The following is a 1230-nucleotide window of genomic DNA, read 5'->3' as shown; positions in this document are numbered from 1 at the left end:
CATATCTTCTAATGGAGTGGACTTTCACCACTATTCAACAGACAGTTAGGTTTGAGGATTTTTACCTCGCGCCCCTAAGTCGTACCTCTCCCTCTTACGGGAGGCTCTTACTTAGAACGAGCCGCACTGCCTGACTACATAAAGGTTGCACTCCAGGAAAAGTCTACGGAATTCGAATGTTCCCTCGAAGCTACCATTGAAATGGCAATTTCCAACTTCCTAGACGAAGAAGCATTGAGCTTTGAGGATTGTTTACTCGCTCAACGTCTGAAAAATAAGAATCAAAATTGTCGATAAATAGAATAACTAAAGCGATTACGAATTTGTCCCTGTAACTCAATCCGAATCTAAACACTCACGCTGCCGTTGTCCCATTTTATAAGCACAGAGATTGTATATATATCTGGCGCGAGTTTTGAGAATGGTCAATTGATCCGCCTTTCCCAACAAGTCATCTAACTCAGCCACCTCATCAGTGCAGAGCAATGATTCTACATTTCTGGCCACTAAATCATCCAAACGAGTTTGATCTGCCACAGCCAATTTACAAGTTGCCAGTGCTTTTAACTCATCTACACTCAAACCAACTAAACACTCCTCATCCAACCCTAATGGATTAGCGAGTCGAGAATAGGTATTCCAATCCAATAAAACCCCAACTCTTTCCCCTTGCTCATTCGTGACGTACTGTAATAAACTTGTCATATCAAAAACCTTATCTTAACCAAACAAGCACCATTATCACCTTACTGGACTGTTCCCTTTGCTATGCAATCCCATACCCAGTATGTTGACGAATATCAGGGGGATGAAAAGCAAGAACAATCCTATCCTTCGGAACTCCTGTGGCAACCAATTCATCCGTGATACCATCCTCAATCCCATCGTAATGAATCCAGATTTTACCATCGCGGATTTCAGCATGAACAATTGTACCATATACACGGCAATGGTTTTCCCAGCCTTCATGGAGCAGCATAAAATGATTGCAATCGCTACTGATAATTACAGAGGTGGTTACATCACCATAACGGTAAGGAAGATTGGCGTAATACTTTAAAATATTTTCTAGGGTTTCACGCCATTGATCTAAGGCTTGATTTGTGGTTTCCATTGGATAATCTCCTTAATTTTGGCATCAAAAACAAGTAATCGAAAACCGGGTTCTTCTAATAAAAGTTGTCCAGCTTCTTCCTGGAAAAGTGTTTTAAAAATATTGCGCTCTACTGA

Annotated in this window: 2 protein-coding genes; both read right to left on the bottom strand. The window is 41.0% G+C overall.

The genetic code is table 11. The features are described 5' to 3' along the window. Window positions 1-336 precede the first annotated feature (336 nt). A complete protein-coding gene (locus tag F6K53_RS43660; RefSeq protein WP_293087026.1) occupies window positions 337-705 on the bottom strand; it encodes a hypothetical protein in 369 nt (122 codons plus the stop codon). Between the two features lie 61 nt (window positions 706-766). After that, window positions 767-1114 (bottom strand): XisI protein, encoded by a 348-nt coding sequence (locus F6K53_RS43655; protein ID WP_293087023.1) that lies wholly within the window; start codon window positions 1112-1114, stop codon window positions 767-769. Between the last annotated feature and the right edge of the window lie 116 nt (window positions 1115-1230).

Source organism: Moorena sp. SIO4A1 (assembly GCF_010672065.1).
In the GTDB taxonomy this organism is placed as follows: Bacteria; Cyanobacteriota; Cyanobacteriia; order Cyanobacteriales; family Coleofasciculaceae; genus Moorena.
Note: the sequence above shows the minus strand (reverse complement) of the source record. Positions and strands in the feature narration are given on the sequence as shown.